Annotated in this window: 13 protein-coding genes; 1 reads left to right on the top strand and 12 read right to left on the bottom strand. The window is 71.4% G+C overall.

All coding sequences use genetic code 11. The annotated features are described in order from the left end of the window. Positions 1 to 269: 269 nt before the first annotated feature. From ACGFIW_RS27785 to ACGFIW_RS27770, 4 genes are read right to left on the bottom strand one after another with little or no spacing between them, the layout of a single operon-like run. The gene (locus tag ACGFIW_RS27785) at positions 270 to 710 is read right to left on the bottom strand and encodes a hypothetical protein (RefSeq protein ID WP_393321645.1); all 441 of its coding nucleotides are present in this window, start codon (positions 708 to 710) and stop codon (positions 270 to 272) included. Continuing rightward, the gene (locus tag ACGFIW_RS27780) at positions 707 to 5,167 is read right to left on the bottom strand and encodes a toxin glutamine deamidase domain-containing protein (RefSeq protein ID WP_393321642.1); all 4,461 of its coding nucleotides are present in this window, start codon (positions 5,165 to 5,167) and stop codon (positions 707 to 709) included. Before ACGFIW_RS27780 ends, ACGFIW_RS27785 begins: the two co-directional genes overlap by 4 nt. A gap of 15 nt (positions 5,168 to 5,182) precedes the next feature. After that, positions 5,183 to 5,515 (bottom strand): hypothetical protein, encoded by a 333-nt coding sequence (locus tag ACGFIW_RS27775; protein WP_393321639.1) that lies wholly within the window; start codon positions 5,513 to 5,515, stop codon positions 5,183 to 5,185. Beyond that, complete coding sequence (locus ACGFIW_RS27770) at positions 5,512 to 5,934, bottom strand: YbaB/EbfC family nucleoid-associated protein (RefSeq protein WP_393321636.1); 423 nt, start codon at positions 5,932 to 5,934, stop codon at positions 5,512 to 5,514. Before ACGFIW_RS27770 ends, ACGFIW_RS27775 begins: the two co-directional genes overlap by 4 nt. A 78-nt stretch (positions 5,935 to 6,012) precedes the next feature. Between ACGFIW_RS27770 and ACGFIW_RS27765 the strand changes: the two genes are divergently transcribed. Beyond that, entirely contained in the window at positions 6,013 to 7,254 is a 1,242-nt protein-coding gene (locus ACGFIW_RS27765; RefSeq protein WP_393321633.1) for an SUKH-3 domain-containing protein, read from the top strand. A 10-nt stretch (positions 7,255 to 7,264) separates the two neighbouring features. Here the strand turns inward: ACGFIW_RS27765 and ACGFIW_RS27760 are convergent, their stop codons facing one another. The 8 genes from ACGFIW_RS27760 to ACGFIW_RS27725 all read right to left on the bottom strand — a co-directional run bounded on the left by ACGFIW_RS27760 (position 7,265) and on the right by ACGFIW_RS27725 (position 14,977). Continuing rightward, positions 7,265 to 7,939, bottom strand: coding sequence for a hypothetical protein (locus ACGFIW_RS27760; RefSeq protein ID WP_393321630.1), 675 nt, complete (start codon positions 7,937 to 7,939; stop codon positions 7,265 to 7,267). Between the two features lie 57 nt (positions 7,940 to 7,996). Continuing rightward, positions 7,997 to 8,674: a M15 family metallopeptidase gene (locus tag ACGFIW_RS27755; RefSeq protein ID WP_393321628.1), complete on the bottom strand. Its 678-nt coding sequence runs from the start codon at positions 8,672 to 8,674 to the stop codon at positions 7,997 to 7,999. Continuing rightward, entirely contained in the window at positions 8,671 to 9,801 is a 1,131-nt protein-coding gene (locus ACGFIW_RS27750; RefSeq protein ID WP_393321625.1) for a D-alanine--D-alanine ligase family protein, read from the bottom strand. The genes ACGFIW_RS27755 and ACGFIW_RS27750 overlap by 4 nt, the downstream gene beginning before the upstream one ends. Next, complete coding sequence (locus ACGFIW_RS27745) at positions 9,798 to 10,811, bottom strand: threonine/serine dehydratase (RefSeq protein ID WP_393321622.1); 1,014 nt, start codon at positions 10,809 to 10,811, stop codon at positions 9,798 to 9,800. Before ACGFIW_RS27745 ends, ACGFIW_RS27750 begins: the two co-directional genes overlap by 4 nt. A gap of 71 nt (positions 10,812 to 10,882) precedes the next feature. Beyond that, entirely contained in the window at positions 10,883 to 11,947 is a 1,065-nt protein-coding gene (locus ACGFIW_RS27740; RefSeq protein WP_393321619.1) for a sensor histidine kinase, read from the bottom strand. Next, positions 11,944 to 12,609, bottom strand: a complete 666-nt coding sequence (locus ACGFIW_RS27735) for a response regulator transcription factor (protein ID WP_393321616.1) — start codon at positions 12,607 to 12,609, stop codon at positions 11,944 to 11,946. The genes ACGFIW_RS27740 and ACGFIW_RS27735 overlap by 4 nt, the downstream gene beginning before the upstream one ends. A 420-nt stretch (positions 12,610 to 13,029) precedes the next feature. Beyond that, positions 13,030 to 13,785: an endonuclease domain-containing protein gene (locus tag ACGFIW_RS27730; protein WP_393321613.1), complete on the bottom strand. Its 756-nt coding sequence runs from the start codon at positions 13,783 to 13,785 to the stop codon at positions 13,030 to 13,032. Positions 13,786 to 14,167: 382 nt separating this feature from the next. Then, entirely contained in the window at positions 14,168 to 14,977 is an 810-nt protein-coding gene (locus tag ACGFIW_RS27725) for a G5 domain-containing protein (RefSeq protein WP_393322085.1), read from the bottom strand. Positions 14,978 to 15,036: the final 59 nt, after the last annotated feature.

The following is a 15,036-nucleotide window of genomic DNA, read 5'->3' as shown; positions in this document are numbered from 1 at the left end:
GCGCCACAACGGCAACCCACCGCCACGCCGACACCCGGCACCGGCCGGTGCGGAAGTCCCGCACCTCCCAGCCGTACGCCAGGCCATGACCCACCGTCGGGGCAGGCCCAACTCGTCGCGGCCCGCCCAGTCCACCGGGTGACCCCGCGCCCCACCGGGTAACCCCGTGCGCGTCGCTGCCGGCGTCCTGCGCCCGCACCCACCGAGCGTCCAACCCTTCGATCATGACCGACCTGCCTCGCGTCCGTCGATCCGCAGAGCACGCATGCCTACTGCGCCCGCCCGATCTCGGGATCCGCGCCAGGATCACCGGCCGCCCGAAGCTGCTCCTCGAACATGACGAACGTCCGCTGCCGAATGCCACGAATGATGGCCTGTTCACGTGGAGTCTCATGACGAGCCTCGGCGTCTGCGAGATCCTCGATCGACCGCACGGCATCGTAGAGCGCGAAGATCGGTCCGTCGCCCTTGAGATAATGAGCCCTGAACGCCTCGACCTCCTGCACGAAATCCTCTGCGGAACGGCGGAAGATATCGCCGCCAACGCCCAGCGTTATTTCGACAAAGATGTCATTCTTCTCGTGCCAGCCACCAGTATCGATGGAAACTCGCCAAACCCGGGCGCCACCATCAGGAGTTTCGACGATCTTCACCGGCGACTGATAGTAGAGGTAATAGCCGGGAAGGACCAGGCCAGGCATCTCGGTCATCCAGACTTCTCCTCGAAAGTTGACTGCAATGCCTGCCAAAATAGCCGTTGCTCACGAAGGCGAATGCCGTCTGTGATTGCTCGCTCCCGAGAGGTAAGAGCTCGACCCTCCGCCTCGGCAACGGCTTCCACGTCACGCCGCACCTCATAAAGCACATGCTCCCATACCGCGACATCGTCAAGTGCGGCCAGATGCAGGCGGAATTCGGCCAAATGACCGTTCCGCATCCGCAGCACCATTTGCACGTCCCGGTAGCCACTGCTCATTGGTGTCACGAACCGATCTTCACAGCTCACAACGACAACGCCTCGGTGACCCCTGATCCGGCCGAGTGCGGCGTAGAGGTCATCGAGGTTGCGGAACTCGACCTTCGCGGCCGCGAGGTCGAGCAATTTTGACGCATCGCCCTGGTTTTTGCTCACCTTGTCCTCGGCGCGGCGGCGGTCCTTGGGCTGAGGACGCCAGCCGGGTTTCCCGACCCGACGGCCGTCGACGTCAGCAAGGGACACCGCCAGCTGATTCAGATCGGTCTGCGCCACGGCCGCCGCCGCGTAGAGATCGTCGAGGTAGCGCCCACGGTAGGCATCGTCACCGCGCCGGAGGTCGTCGAATCCTGCCTGCACCACCGGCCCCCGACGCATCTGAATGCTGGCACTGATCCTCAACTGCTCGTCGGTGAGGGGGGTCGGCTCCGGCCGAGGCACATCTCGGGCGGCCGCTTCCGGGTCGGCAGCCTCCTGTCGGGCCACGTCGTCGAGCACCTCGGCGAGGACGTCGATGGCCTGCTGATGACCGGCCAGGTGATAGAGAGTCAACGGGCGGGCGGTCAGCGAGTTCGCGAGTTCGGGCGTGGACAGGATCATGCGCGCCAGATCTGGGTGCCGCACCAACTGCCGGGCCAGGCTCTCGGCCAGTTCTGGCTCGTTCGCGGGCGGCTCCCGCCGAGCGCTGTCGAGCATGTCGCGGACCCGCCCGTTGGCGAACAGCCGCACCACGTCCCGCGCCGACGCGTCGTCCAACTCCGGCACCAGCCGACGAAGGCCAGCGGGGTCAATCACCGCCGCGAACTCGGCCGGACTCACTCCGGCCGTGAAGATCTCGTCCAGACTGGTGGCCGTCGAGACGACCCGGGCCGGGCTGTCACGCGCTGCCAGCCGCCGCGCAGTAGCGTCGGAGTGATCATCGACGGCCTCGACGCGGGTCTGCCCGTCATCACCACCGGGAGCCGAGCCCGGGCCGTCCAGCAGCAGATACATCCGGTTGATGTACGGGTCGCCGGAGCCGCCGTCGTCGTCCGCCGAGGGGTGGTCCGGCAGGTCGGGCCGTTCGCTGAACCGGCCGCGGGGCAGCCCGCCGAGCGGCATCGGTCGACCGTCTCCGCTCAGGACCAGCGCGTCGATGCCGACCACGTCGGGGTACAACGGCCGGTCTCGGACCACGCCGTTCTGCGGGTCCACGTAGAGCACCGTGCCGTTCTGGTTGAGCGCGACCCACGCGTGCGAACCACCGTGTGGCCACTCGGTGACCAGAAACGCGTAACTGCCGTGGCCGCCCAACAGCAGTTGGTCGTGCAGGTTGCGGTAGCCCCGGTCGGCGGCCTGCCGGGCCTGCTCGGTGTACGGGCGTTGGCCGGACGGCGGTGCGAGGAGCTGTTGGAAGCGCCCTCCGGTCACGTCCTCCACCCGGCCCGGACCACCGGCCTCGCCGCGGATCGGGCGGCGGATGTCCCCGTCCAGGTAGCCGTCGAACGTACGCGGCGCCGACACCCGTGGCCGCCCGTGCACCCAGGTCTCGAACATCGACAGCGTGCAGTCCAGGCAGTTGATGCCCCGGGTGGCGTCGGCTGCGGGACCTCCGTCGTTGAGCAGCCGGAACCAGCCGCCCCGGCGGGGATCGGCGGTGCGGGTGACGGTGCCGTCCGGCTCGCGGGGCATCTGCCGTTCGACGTCGACCTGATGCAGGGCGAGCGGTGGCCGCAATCCTCCCGGCCGCCCGTACGGCCGGGAGTCGTCGATCGGTGGGGGTACGTCGTCGCCGGTGAGTCGGGACGGACCGGAGGTCTCCACCGCGCCGAGCGCGAGTGCGCCAACGTCGCGGTTGGCGTACTCGAAGGTGGTGTCGCCGATGTCCACGACCGCGGGGGCCGTGGTGCCGGTCAGGACCGCGTCAGCCAGGTCACGCCACTGGGCGTACGCCCGTGTCTCGTCGTTCGCCGCCCGCTGCCAACCGTCGGCCCACTGCCGGCGCCCGGCCTGGTGCAGTTGTCGGGCGTAGGTGGCGTACTCGATGGCCCGCCGATCGTGCTCGGCGGCCCGGGCGCGCAGTCGGGTGGCCTCGGCCTGCCGGCGGTTGCGTTCGAACCCGGCCCGTTGCGACTCGTAGTGCCCCTGGTAACGCCGCCGCTCGGCGGCTTCCGCCTCGGCGACCCACTGCGCGGCATGCCAGTCGATGGTGTCGGTCGTGGGCGCGCCCGGGTCGTCGAACGCCACGACGTCGACGGGGATCGACGCCCTGCCCCGGGCCGGATGCTCGGGTGGGCGCACCTGCCGCGTCGGGGCGTGCGGTCGCCCCACCTCCGGAGTGGCGAACGCGACCGGCGCTACCGGGCCGGAACTGGTCGCCGGCATCGCCGTGCCGGAACTGGTCGCCGGCATTGCCGTGCCGGTCGACGGAGACCAGGCGACCGGGCCGGAGGTGGCGGCGTGCGGCGAGTTGCCGAGGTGACCCGGCGCTACACCGGTGGCTGGCCCGAAGGTCCCGGCCGCAGGCGCGGCCACGGACGAGAGGCCGGGCGCGAGCGCCGACGAGACCCCGGGCGCGACCACCGGCGGCGGCCCCGAACCCACCGCCGACGAGAGCCCCGGAGCGACCACCGGCGAGACCCCGGGCACGACCGCCGACGAGACCCCAGGCGCGACCACCGGCGAGAGCCCCGGAGCGACCACCGGCGACGGCCTCGGATCGGCGACCGCTGGTGGCAGCGTCGGATCGGCCGCTACCGGGGTTGGGGCGCCGGCCTCCCGCAGGAGAGGTCCGTCCGTCGACGGCATCGGTTGCGTGGAACGCTCGACGGCGTCCACGTCGGACACCGCGCCGATCGGCGGTGGTGGTGACGGCACGTGCCCGTCGGAGGCGGTGGCGGACGGCAGTGCCGTCGCCTGCGCCGCGGAGACGCCCGGCGGATCGGCACCGAGCGCCGCCACGTGGTCCGGCGGCGACGCGGCGACGGGAGGCGTCGCCTGCGCCGGAACACCCGCAACCGAGACCACGCCACTCGAACCCGCCGCACTCGCGGCCGGCACGGTCGAACCCGCTCCGGGCACGCCCCCAGCCGAATAGGCCGTGCCCGCCGAAGTCGAGGCCGACGGATCGCCGGTGACCGACACCAAGGGAGGGAGCAGAGGACCGGCCGGCAAGGGAGGGGGTGGAGAACCGGCGAGGGCGTTGGCCTGCGCGTCGAGCCGGGCGCGCAACGCGTGGTCGGTCTGGCCGGTCGCCGAACCGGTGGCCCCGGACGCGGCCGCGCGTGCCACCTCCTCCACCGAGGTCAGGCCCTGGCCGGTGGCCAGGCTGGCCGCGCTGTCGGCGAGCACCTCGCCGGTCATCTCCCGCCCCAGGTGCTCCCCGACTCGCGCCAACCGCCCGGTCGCGTGCCGGCCCAGGCCGGCCAGCGGCGTTACCGCCCCGCCGGCCAGGCCGCCGACCGCCGACGCGCCGACATCGGTCAGGTCCAGGCCGTGTGCCCGCCCGGTGGAGTTTTGGTACGCCTGGGTGGCCAGGGTGACCCCGGCCTCCTCGGTGGCCTCCTCCAGCCCTTCCCGGGCGGCCCGCCTGGTGAACCCGCGCACGCCACCGCGCGCGACATCCTTGGCCGCCCGCTCGCCGGCCTCCTTGAGGCCGTGTTTGAGGGACTTGCTGGCCAGTTGGCCCATCAGCCGCTTGACGATCTTTTGGACCAGCAGTCGGGTCGCGGTGATCGCCGCACCGGCGGCCGGGGTTGCCGCACCGGCGGTGAGCACCGCCGCCACCGCCACCGACAGCAGCTCGACGACCAGGATGCCCAGTTCGATCCAGACTTCCAGCTTGGCGCCCTCGATGTCGCAGCCGCACTCCTCGACCAGCCGGCCCAGGTCGGCGCTGACCGCGAGCAGCACGGGTAGCGGGGCGTCGGCCCCCTCGGCGAGGCCCCGCCAGGCCGCCTCGAATGCCTCGTCGACCGCGCCGACACCGCCGTACCCGCTGTGCACCTCGGCGGCGGCCGCGGCGGCATCGGTGTACGGGCCGGAAAGCACGGCGGCGACCGCGTACCACTGGTCGGCGACGTCCCAGACGGCCCGCTCGTCGCCCTCCGGCCACTGCACACCGATCACCCAGTCCAGGGCGTCGTAGATCCAGCCCGGCACGTCCCAGGGTGCGTGGTCCAGTGGGTGCGGAATCGGGCTCGGCAGCACGCTCATCGCAGTCGCCTGCCGTCAGCGCTTGTCGGTGGCCCGACCGAACCGGGCCGCGCTCGCCCCGTCGGTCTGCACGCTCGCGTCGACGGCGTGGACCACGTCGCTGCCCAGCTCGGTGAGCCGGTGCCCGACACCCGCCCAGGCCCGCAGCACGGTCTGCTCGAACCCGCGGTAGTTGCGCTCGAACGCGGCACCGATGTCGTCGCGACCCCACGGCCGGGCGCCGCTGGCGGCTTCGATCGCACCGCCTTCCGTGGCTCGGCGGGCCGTCACCGCCTCACCAGCGAGTGACAGGTCGGCACCGCCGCGGCGGGCCCGGGACGGATCGAGCCAGAGCTGCCCGTCGGTCATGGCTGCCCCGCGCCCCTGCCGAACACGGCATCGGCCCGGCCGAGCAGCGCGGCGTAGTCTCCGGTGCGCAGGAAGTCCGCCGACCCGGAGCCGGCCGGCATGGTCTCGGCGACGAGGTCGCGGGTGGCGTCGGCGGCGGCGGTCGCGGCGGCGCGGATCGTTTCGGTGATCTTCCGGCCGAGTGCCCCGGCGTCCCGCTCGCGGTAGACGGCCGGCGTCAACTCGACGTCGATGAGCTGGCCCTGTGCGCCCACGGTGGCCGTCACCTGGCCGTCGGCCGAGCGTCGGGTCACCCGCAGCTCGGCGAGCCGCGTCTGCAAACTGTCCAATCCGGACCTGAGCTGCTGGTACTGCCCGTACACGTCGTCGAATCGGGCCCGTAGCTCGCGATTGGCGCTCCGGTCCACGTGATCGCTCACCGCTGCTCCTCCGTCACCGTCGGTAGAGCGAAACCATACCGGCCGCCATCGATCCGCGTGGTCCGGTAGTTTCGTTGTGTGATCGAGCGACGACAGGCAGAGCAGCTCGCGGCCACCTGGGCCCGTCGCGACTCGCAGCGCCTCGGCCACGAGTGCACGGCGATGGTCGACGAGTTCGACCTGGGCTACGTCGTCACGTCGGTGGTGCCCACCGAGGCGCGCACGGTCCCCGGCGACCTGCCGACGACAGTCATCGACAAGCAGACCGGCACGGTCACCACCTGGCCACGGGTGCCGAGCGACGTGGTGGCTGACCTGTACCGACGCAGCCGACCGGCCGGGCCGACCGCTCCGCGCACTGTCGACCCGTCGAGTCTGCTTGTCCGGGAGATCAATCGGATCGCCACACCTAACACCGCCGCGCACCTGACCCTGGAAGGTCGGATCTGGACGGCCCAGGGCACGAAGGCGGATGTGCCGCTGAACCATCACCCGCTGGTCCGCACCTACCTTGACGAGTTGCCTCCGGGCGATCTGGTCCGTGGCGGCGAGGCCCACGCCGAGTTGATAGTGGTCTCCGACGTGCTGCACGAGTACGACCACCGCCGGGCTGCCGAGGGCATCGCGCCGATGGGTCGGGCGGAGGCGGCGGCACTCCTGGAGGACGCCCGGTTCGAGATCTTCCGTATCCGTGAGCCGGGTGATCCCGCTGGCGGCCCCACGGACCTGCCCTGCGATTCGTGCATCACCTTCCTGGTGCGCGCCAACGTCCTACCGGAGTCCGCCCGGGCGTACACCGAGACGTGGCGTGCGCCGGCGGAGCCCGACCCGGATCCGGGTCGTTTCCCGGCGGAGGTCGCCAACGCGCTTGTCGCGGCCGGTTGGCGACCACACATCGGCGATCAGATCATGGCCGCCGCGGCCGTACGCGACGTCACCGCGGTGCGAGGGGCGACCCACCAGCACGCGGTCTTTCCCGCCGCCGTCGAGGCGCTTACCGCGTTTCCCAGCCTGGTCGGTGCCCGACGCGGTCGGGGCGAGCAGGTGTGGATCTCCCGTTTCGACATCCGCCCGCACCTGATCGCGCACACCGCCGACACACTCGCGGACTTCGGGGCGGTGCTCGGCGTCCGACTCTTCCCGCTCGGCACCGAACAACAGGACAGCATCCTGGCGGTGGACGAGCGCGGCCGGGTCTTCGCCCTCGACCAGGCCGGCGAGTGGTTCCTCGGCGACACCATCGACGCGGCGCTGACCACGCTGCTACTCGGCCGCGCCCCCGCCCGGGTCCGCGACGACGGCACCTGGCAGTCCGACTGAGGCGGGAGCGTCAGCGCAGCACCTCGACGGTGTTGCGGCGGACCAGGTTCTTGCCGGGCTCGCGGATCTGGTCCATCGCTGCCGAGTTGAGCAGTACGCAACTGCCCGACGGGCCGGTCACCGTCACCGTGGTCGCCCGGTTGTTGTCCAGGTTGGTCACCCGCAGCCGCGTACCCACCGGGAACTGGCCACTTGTCGCCGCCGGCACGCCCCCCTCGGCGAAGAAGGTGATCGCACCGGAGCAGGCCGACCGGGGAGCCGGGCCCGACGCCCCGGGGGACGCCGCGCCGGGGCGGATCGTGCCGGCGGTCTGCTGCCCGGCCGGCGGGGCGCCCCCGTCCAGCCGTTCCACCACGTTGCGGCGGATCACGTTCTTGCCCGGCTCCCGCACCAACTCCATGGCGGCCGCGTTGAGCAGCACACAACTGCCCGACGGGCCGGTCACCGTCACCGTGGCCGCCCGGTTGTTGTCCAGGTTGGTCACCCGCAGCCGCGTACCCACCGGGAAGCGGTCGCTCGTCGCCGCCGGCGCACCAGCCTCCGCCGAGAAGGTGACCGAGCCGGAGCAGACCGAAGACCGTGCCGGGGCGGTGTCGGCGAAGCCGAGGTTGGTCCCCACCGCCACACCCGCCGCGGCGAGCACCGCCACGCTCGCCGCCAGCACGTGCCTGCGCTGCACCCTCATCGCCGTCACTCCCGCCCTCGGTGGTGTCCTTCACCCCCTGGTACGGACGGGAACCGTCTACCGTTCAGCCGGTACGGGCACCGATCGTGCGGCGGCCAGGTCGACCGGCCCGTACCGGGTGTGCGGCGCACCGGTCATCAGCGCCCAGTAGCGGTCGCCGTACGACCAGTGCCACCACTCGGTCGGGTAGTTCACCATCCCGGCGCCGCCGAGAGCGTCCACCATGATCTGCCGGTGCCGTCGAGCGGTGGCGGAGATCGTGGGTGCGTCCGTGAAACACGCGTCGGCGCTGTCCTCCGGGGTCGCGTCGATGGCCGTGCCCAGGTCCAACTCCACACCGTCGTCGGTGCACAGCGTCAGGTCCACCGCCCCGCCGGTGCTGTGCGGGGCCACCTCGACCGGCGAGACGAACTTGGTGGTCTCCCGGTGCAGACGCTGCGGGGACCAGTCCGGGTGCCTTCGGCGCAGCTCGTCGCGATAGCCGGTGAAGATGGCCAACTGGGCCTGGTACGGCCGGTAGCCCTCGACCACCAGCAGGCGCATCCCGGCCGGCAGGGCACGCTGCGCGGCAAGCAGGCGGTCCACGACCGCGGCGCGCAGCCGGGCGTACGCCCCGGCGGGGTCGGCCGCACGGCCGTCGAGCCGCAGCTCCGGCACCTCACGCAGGTCGAGCAGGGGGTCGCCGTCGTCGGCGCTGGGCACCGCCGCCACCCGGGGATCGGAGAGCAGGATCATCGGACGGCCCCCGCGGTGATCGCGGTCCGTTCCGCATGCCGGGTACGGGCCAACTCGACGAGCCGATCCACCACCTCGCGGTATCCGACACCGACAGCCGCCCACACCTTCGGATACATCGAGTGCGCGGTGAAGCCGGGCATGGTGTTCAGCTCGTTGACGTACAGCTCACCGGCCGTCTCGTCGTAGAAGAAGTCGACCCGGGCCAGACCCCAACCACCGATCGCGGCGAACGCGCGCAGCGACAGCTCGCGAACCCGCGCGGTGACCTCGTCCGGCAACACGGCGGGGACGATCATCGGATCGGTGTCGCCGAAGTACTTCTGCCGGTAGTCGAACCAACCGCCGGCGACCCGCACCTCGCCCACCGCCGACGCCTCCGGACGCCAGCCACCGAGCACCGCACACTCCAGCTCGCGGCCGGTGACACCCTGTTCGACCATGACGAGCTGGTCGTGGCGAAGCGCCTCCTCCACGGCGGCGGCCAGGTCGTCGCCCTCGCCGACCCGGGAGATGCCGATCGAGGAGCCCATGTTGGCCGGCTTCACGAAGAGCGGCCGGCGCAGCCCGAGAACCAGCTTCTCCGGGTCGTCGGCCGCCCGGTAGGTGTGCGCGTCGAATGCCACGTACGGGGTGACGGGGATGCCCTCGGCGCGCAGCGCCCGCTTCATCGCCACCTTGTTCATGCCCACCGCCGAGGCGAGGATGCCGCACCCGACGTACGGCACGTTCAGGGACTCCAACAGCCCCTGCACCACCCCGTCCTCACCGAACGGGCCGTGCAGCACCGGGAAGACCACGTCCAGCTCGGCGTGCACCGCGCCGGGGGCGTTGCCCGCGTACACCTGCACGACGCCGGGACGCGGACCGGCCCGCAGCTCGACGGCCGGGCCGGTCACCAGCAGGCGGTCGTCGATGGCCCGCTCGCCGGCCGGCCGGTCGCGCAGCTCGGCCAGTTGCGCGTCGGGCATCAGCCGCAGTCCGCCGCTGCGGGTGACGCCGATGGCGAGCGTGCGGTAACCGCCGCCGCCGAGCGCCCGGGCCACCCCGAGCGCGGACGCACACGACACCTCGTGCTCCGCCGACGGTCCACCGAACAGGATTCCGACCCGCGTCGGCGCGCTCACGCCGCCACCTGATCCACGGCTGTCACCTCAGCGGGCGCTTGGACCAGCAGCCGGGCCACCAGCGCCGCCTCCACGTTCCCGCCGGTCAGCACCACCCCGACCGTCCGCTGCCGACAAGCGTCGCGGGCGAGCCGGAGCGCACCGGCGAGGCCGGCCGCACCGGACGGCTCGGCGAGCACCTTCAGCTCCGTCAGGATCAGCCGGAACGCCGCGGAGATCTCGTCGTCGTCGACCCGGACTACCCCGCGCAGCGCGTCGCGCACGATGGCGAACGGCAGCTCACCCACGCAGGACGGCCGCAGCCCGTCCGCGATCGTCGGCACCGGCGCGACCGGGACACGAACACCTGCCGCCAGGCTGCGGGCGAGCGAGTCACAACCGACCGGTTCCACGCCGTACACCTCGATGGTCGTGCCGGCGGCGGCCAGGCAGCCGCCCGCGACCCCGCCACCCCCACCCACCGGTACGACAAGCGCGTCCAGCGGTGTGCCGGCGCGCTCGGCCTCCTCGATCAGTTCGAGGCTGGCGGTGCCCTGCCCGGCGATGACGTCCGGGTGGTCGTACGCGTCGACCACCGGGTGACCGCTCTCGTCGCTGAGCCCGTTGGCCACCGCCACCCGCTCCTGCACGTCGGTGCCGGCGAACACCACCCGCGCCCCCGCCGCGTGGGCCCGGTCGACCTTCGTCGGTGCCGCGTCGACCGGCAGCACCACCGTCGCCGCGATCCCGTGCCGCCGGGCCGCCAACGCCACCGCCACCGCGTGGTTGCCGGTGCTCTGCGCGATCACACCGGTGTGACCGGCCGCGACGAGCCGACCAACCGCCCGCAGCGCGCCACGCATCTTGTACGAGCCGCCGTCCTGGAGGTTCTCCGCCTTGAACAGGACGCGCGCCCCGGCCAGTTCGTCGACCACCGGGGACCGCAGCACGGGTGTCCGGACCACGCGGCCGGCGAGCCAGCGGGCGGCCTCCTGCACTTCGGCCCGGGTCTGGGCAACGGTGTGTGACATCGGTTTCTCCTTTCGGGCACACCACGGGCCGGATCCAGCGGTACGCGGACCCGGTGGACGACGGTGCGGCGCTAGGTCACAGTGGGTAGTTGGACGTCGACGCGTAGGCCCCCGTGCTCGGCGGGCCGCGCCGCGATGATCCCGTCGTGCGCCTGGGTGATCGAGCGGGCGATGGCCAGACCGAGGCCCGCACCCCCGCCGTGCGAGGTGCGATCCCGGGCGAGACGACGGAACGGCTCGAAGAGACCGGCCACCGCCTCGGCCGGTACGGGCTGGCCGGTGTTCACGACGGACAGCGCGGGTTCCTTGTTCACGGCGACGGTCAGCGAGCCGCCCCGGCGGTTGTACTTGATCCCGTTCTCCACCAGATTGCTGACCAGACGCTCCAGCAGCACCCGCTCCCCCGCCACGACCCGGGGTACGAGTTGGGTGTCGATGGTGACCTCGGCCTCCCGGGCGCGGTCCTGATACCCGGCGAGCACCGCTTCGACGATCGAGTCGAGCCGCTGCGGTATCCGCGAGCGCAGGCCCTGGTCGCTCTCGCTGAGGGCGAGCAGGCCCTCGATCAGCCGCTCGTTGCGCTCGTTGGTCTCCAGGAGTTGGCCGGTCAACAGCTCCAACTGCTCACCGGACAGCGCCCGAGCCATGCCGACCTCGATGAGCGTCCGCTGCACCGCCAGCGGGGTACGCAGCTCGTGCGAGGCGTTCGCGGCGAACCGTCGCTGCCCCTCGTACCCGGCGGAGACGCGTTCCATCATCGCGTCGATCGCCCGGGCCAACTGGGCCAACTCGTCGTGCCCGCGAGGTCGGATCCGGTGACCCAGATTCTGCGGCCCGAGGTGCCCAATCGGGCCGGCCAGGTCACGGACCGGGCGCAGGCACCAGACCGCACCGAACCAGAGCGCCACCAGGACCGCCACGCTCACGACCAGCACGGCAACCAGGGGCAGCACGAACGCTCCCGGACGCGCCTCGGCACACGCGCTGCCCAGCCCTGGCACGGGCACGTCGCAGAACTGCTGCCCCCAGGTCCAGGTCACCCCGGCCAGCCATTTGCCCATCGTCGGCAGCACCGGCCCGGCCAGCAGCGCCAGCAGGCCCACCAGCAGCACCCGACGTCGCGGCGTCCAGCTCACGCCGGACCGCCGATCCGGTAGCCGGCCTTCGGAACCGTGTGGATGACCGCGGGATCGCCGAGCTTCTTGCGCAGGGTCATCACGGTGACCCGTACCGCGTTGGTGAACGGGTCGGCGAACTCGTCCCAAGCCTGCTCCAGCAACTCCTCCGCGCTGACCACCTGCCCGTCGGCCCGCAGCAGCACGTGCAGCACGGCGAACTCCTTCGGGCTCAGGGCGAGCGCACGGCCATCCCGGGTCGCCACGTGCCGGCCCACGTCCAGCGTCAGGCCGTCCCGGGCGAGCACCGGCGGCAGCGCCGGGGTGGACCGTCGACCGAGCGCCTGCACCCGGGCCACCAACTCGGCGAAGGCGAACGGCTTGGTCAGGTAGTCGTCCGCGCCGAGCCCGAGACCCTCCACCCGGTCCCGAATACCAGCCGCCGCGGTGAGCAGCAGCACCCGGGTGCCGACCTGCGAATCGGCAATGCTGCGGCACACCTCGTCGCCGGTGTGCCCGGGCATGTCCCGGTCCAGCACGGCGACGTCGTAGCGGTTCACCCCGATCCGCTCCAGCGCACCGTCGCCGTCGTAGCAGACGTCGACGGCCATCGACAGACGGCGCAGCCCTTCGGCCACCGTATCCGCCAACAACCGCTCGTCGTCCGCCACCAGCACCCGCACGTTGTCCGCTCCCCCGAGTTCCCCTCTAGCCGGCATACCGTGGCAGGCCCGGGTTAAGGGTTTCGTAAGCACCCGTCGCAGCCATCCTCCACGCGAACGTCCAGCGGGCAAACCGTCGCAAGCCAGACCCTGTCGGTTTCGTCCCCACCCACGCCTTCCACACCATCCGTCCCCCACAACCACGCCGCCGCCAAGAAAAGTGACCCCCGTCACCCCAAGCCCCACCCCACCCCACCCCACCCCACCCCACCCCATCCCTCACCCCGCCCGCCCCACCCGCCCGCCTCGTCGATCTTGCACTCCACAGTCCCCGATCATGCAGTTGTGGTGGGCGTTGGGTCTTGATTGCACCCTTTGAGAGGCACCACAACTGCATGATCGACAGGAGACGGGGGCGTGAGTCGCTCGTGTTGGGTTTGGCTAGGAGGCTAGGAGCGGGATCAGCGTTTTGATGATGTGGGCGGGGCGACGGTAGAGGTCCAGGTCGGTGAAGTGGCGCATTTGCCAGCCATTGGCGGCGAGCCAGTTCATTCGAGAGCGATCGTGCCGGAGTCGGACGCGGTCCAAGTGGGACGAACCGTCGTACTCGACACCGACGCGGTGTTGTCGGTAACCAAGGTCGAGGCGGTAGAGCGGTATCCCGTTTCTGTCTGGGACCCAAAGCTGCGGCTCCGGCGGCGGCAGGCCGCCGTCTATGAGTACCAGCCGGAGCTGGCTCTCCTGCCGGCACTCTGCCCGGGGATCGGCGCGGGGCACGAGATCACGCGCCTGACAGACCCCACGCAAACGCCTGTGTCGATCGATCTCGGCCCGAAGCTCCTCGGGCTGGCAGGCACCTACGCGGAGACAAAGGTCCAGCAGCGGCATCACTGCCATCCGGTGCATGGACCGGGCCAAGTCCACCGCGCACCTGGAGGCGGGCGCACAGGGCACCCCGGCCAGCAGCACCGGGTCGCGCACCGGCAGTACCGCCTCGTGAGTGACGACGCCCCGAATACGCGGGACGTTCTCCCCTGCCGGCACGAGCACGTGCACGTCGGTTGTGCGAGCGTCGCCGAAGCCATGCAGTTGTGCGCCGGTGTGGAAGCCGACGACGGCAGTGGCGGGTAGCCGTCGGAAGATCGCTGGCAGGCGTCCAGCCTGATCGGCCGACGGCGCGTAGATGCTGCGCGACATCCGGTGCAGGCGGGACTGCTCGGCCAGCCTACGCACTTGCTCCCGACTGAGACCGGCGGAAAGTAACTCCGAGTATCGATACAAACGCTCTGCCATGCCGCAGGAATCTGCACCAACAGGTCGCCCACCCTCGACCCCAACCCAGCAACCTGTGGATAACTACAGGCCCTGTGCACAACTCCCGAAGTACCTCCCACGGTGCTATGCGCACCAGTCCACCACCTCGGTCGATCATGGAGTTGTGGTGCCGGACAGAAGCCTCAAAACGGTACTTCCCGGCCACCACAACTCCATGATCGACGCCGCTCAGGCCGCTCAGGGGCGGACGACGCCGCTCAGGCCGCTCAGGGGCGGACGACGCCGCTCAGGGGCCGGGGGCGGGTTAGTCGCAGGCGGTGCCGTCGCCGTCGCGGTCCAGGTCGTAGATGTCGTTGCCGACCACCCGGATGGGCCCGCTGACGTAGGCCGGGCCGTTTCCGCTGCCGCCGGCGCAGTCGACGTCGCTGGCGATCGGGACGCAGCCGCTGTAGTTCGGGTCGCAATTCGACGACTGTGGCTTCTTGGTTCCGACAGCGACGACCTCGGTTACCGACTGCTTCGAAACGGTGGACTTGACCAACTTCCGGCCCGTCTGAACCCCGTCCGCAGTGGTCACCTGGTAGGTCAGCGTTCGCACGCCGTCCACACCCTTGGTGCGGACCACCCGCTTGCCCTCGGCCAGCGATGAATCCTTGACGGTCTGCGCACCGTGCCTGATCACGCTCTGCTCAGTGACAGTCCGCACCCGCACCACCGGCGAGGGCGCCGCACCGGACGAGGACCCCGCACCAGACGGTCGCGCCACTCCGGACGAAGGTGCGGCACCGGACGGAGTCGCAGTACCGGGCGGGACAGGCGTGGCAGACGGGTCCGCGATCGGCGACGCGACCTGCGCGTCGGTGGCCTCGGCGGATGCCGCCACGATGGGTTGCTGCGGCTCCTCGGCAGAGGTGCCGGTACGGGTGCGCTTCGTCTCGTCGGTCAGCGCGCCGACGATGGCACTACCGGTGCAGCAGAGCAGCAGGAACGAGAGGGCTACCGAGCCGAGGATCACGGCCACTCGACGACCCGGGCTGGCCCGGCGGAACCAGTTCGGTCGGGGCGCCGGGGCGAACGGCGGCGGGTGCGGCCCAGGGTTCTGCGGTGGTTGCATCGTCACGGCGATGAGTGTCGTCTCAAATACTCGCTGCAATATCCGCCGTCGTGACGATC

The organism is Micromonospora sp. NPDC048935, assembly GCF_043197875.1.
Taxonomy (GTDB): Bacteria; Actinomycetota; Actinomycetes; order Mycobacteriales; family Micromonosporaceae; genus Micromonospora.
Note: the sequence above shows the minus strand (reverse complement) of the source record. Positions and strands in the feature narration are given on the sequence as shown.

Excerpts from the sequence above, each read along its gene's own strand:
- ACGFIW_RS27785 (WP_393321645.1), bottom strand. The coding sequence starts at position 710 with ATGACCGAGATGCCTGGCCTGGTCCTTCCCGGCTATTACCTCTACTAT.
- ACGFIW_RS27780 (WP_393321642.1), bottom strand. The coding sequence starts at position 5,167 with ATGAGCGTGCTGCCGAGCCCGATTCCGCACCCACTGGACCACGCACCC.
- ACGFIW_RS27775 (WP_393321639.1), bottom strand. The coding sequence starts at position 5,515 with ATGACCGACGGGCAGCTCTGGCTCGATCCGTCCCGGGCCCGCCGCGGC.
- ACGFIW_RS27760 (WP_393321630.1), bottom strand. The coding sequence starts at position 7,939 with ATGAGGGTGCAGCGCAGGCACGTGCTGGCGGCGAGCGTGGCGGTGCTC.
- ACGFIW_RS27755 (WP_393321628.1), bottom strand. The coding sequence starts at position 8,674 with ATGATCCTGCTCTCCGATCCCCGGGTGGCGGCGGTGCCCAGCGCCGAC.
- ACGFIW_RS27745 (WP_393321622.1), bottom strand. The coding sequence starts at position 10,811 with ATGTCACACACCGTTGCCCAGACCCGGGCCGAAGTGCAGGAGGCCGCC.
- ACGFIW_RS27730 (WP_393321613.1), bottom strand. The coding sequence starts at position 13,785 with ATGTCGCGCAGCATCTACGCGCCGTCGGCCGATCAGGCTGGACGCCTG.
- ACGFIW_RS27725 (WP_393322085.1), bottom strand. The coding sequence starts at position 14,977 with ATGCAACCACCGCAGAACCCTGGGCCGCACCCGCCGCCGTTCGCCCCG.